This window comes from Neobacillus sp. NPDC058068 (assembly GCF_042885335.1).
In the GTDB taxonomy this organism is placed as follows: Bacteria; Bacillota; Bacilli; order Bacillales; family Cytobacillaceae; genus Neobacillus.
On record NZ_JBHVSI010000052.1, the window covers coordinates 1 to 1,678 of the forward strand.

At 36.1% G+C, this 1,678-nt stretch carries 1 protein-coding gene; it reads left to right on the plus strand.

What is annotated here, in order from left to right:
- Positions 1-71 precede the first annotated feature (71 nt).
- Positions 72-1,633, plus strand: a protein-coding gene (locus ACFVSW_RS27870) for an IS3 family transposase (RefSeq protein WP_387319873.1) whose coding sequence is annotated in 2 segments (ribosomal slippage) — positions 72-717 and positions 717-1,633 — 1,563 coding nt in all. Because the reading frame shifts where the segments join, the coding sequence is not laid out codon by codon here.
- Positions 1,634-1,678 lie beyond the last annotated feature (45 nt).

Consider the following 1,678-nt stretch of genomic DNA (forward strand, 5'->3'; position numbering starts at 1 on the left):
TGATATGCTCCCCTTAAGGTAGACAGATTAAAAAATAAAAAATCTGGCTACTCTTAAGGGGAGTATTTATTATGTCTAAAAGAGCTTATTCAGCTGAGGAAAAGTTTGAAATCTTAACAGCGTATATAGAGGGGAAATATTCGTTAAACGAAATTACTAAAATCTATAAGGTGAACAAATCCACAATTATTGATTGGAAATATAATTTTGAAGAATATGGAACAGAAGGTCTTAAAGAGTCCTCAACCTGGAAAGAATACTCTAAAGAACTAAAGTTTTCCGCTATAGGAGACTATCAGTCTGGAGAATATTCCCTTAGAGAAGTTGCAAGAAAGTATGGAATATCATCAACTTCTACCCTTAGGAAATGGATTAATAAGTATAATAATAGTCATAGAGAAATTAAGGCAACTGCCAAGGGGATGAGCCAATCTATGACTAAAGGAAGATCAACAATCTGGGAAGAACGAATTCAAGTGGTCTTATATTGTATAGAGAACGGGAAAGATTATCAGAAAGCTGCGGAGACTTATGAAGTTTCCTATCAACAGGTATATCAGTGGGTTAAGAAGTATGAAAATGGTGGAGATGAAGCTCTTAAAGATAAACGTGGAAGAAATAAAGTAGAAGCGGAACTATCTCCAGAAGAGAAAATCAGACTAGAGATGAAAAGGTTAAAACGGGAAAATGAACGGTTACGTGCAGAGAATTTATTTTTAAAAAAGTTAGAGGAAATCGAAAGGAGGCGAAAATAAGCCAAATCCGATTTGAAGATAAATATACCGCTATTCAAGAACTTCATGAGGAAGAGAATCTAGCTATTATTCTACTATGTGAAATCTCCGGAATTTCTAGAGGCGCTTACTATAAGTGGCTTAATCGTACGCCTTCTGCTCGAGATCTTCAGAATGAAGCAATCATAAAAGAGATAAAGTCACTCCATGAGGAACTTGATGGTATCTACGGATACCGTCGAATGACGTTGAACATAAATCGTAAGTTTAATCAGAATTTTAATCATAAACGTATTTATAGATTGATGAAAATATCTAGAATACAATCTGTCATTCGAAGAAAGAAAAAACCTTATAAGCGCTCTACCCCTCAACATGTGGCGGAGAATGTGTTGAATCGTGAGTTCACGGCGGAAAAGCCAAATGAAAAATGGGTAACGGATGTCACGGAATTCAAATATGGTTCCTCAAAAAAGTCTTATTTAGGCGCTATTCTTGACCTGTATGATGGATCAATTGTTAGTTATGTTTTAGGACATTCCAATAATAATAACCTTGTGTTCAAGACGCTTGACCAAGCCACAGAGCTTTTGGCTGGGGACCATCCGCTTATCCATAGTGATCGTGGGTTCCAGTATACTTCTCATGGGTTTAAACGCAGGATAGATAAAGCAGAGATGACACAAAGTATGTCGCGAGTCGGTAGATGTATTGATAATGGACCAATGGAATCTTTTTGGGGAACACTCAAATGTGAGAAGTATTATTTAAATAAGTATGAGACATTTGAAGAGCTTTCCAAAGCGATAGATGATTACATTCATTTTTATAATCATAATAGATATCAAAAACGACTAAACGGCCTTAGCCCTATGGAATATAGAGCTAAAGCCGCTTAGATCATTTTTATTATTTCCACTGTCTACTTGACGGGGTGCAGTTCA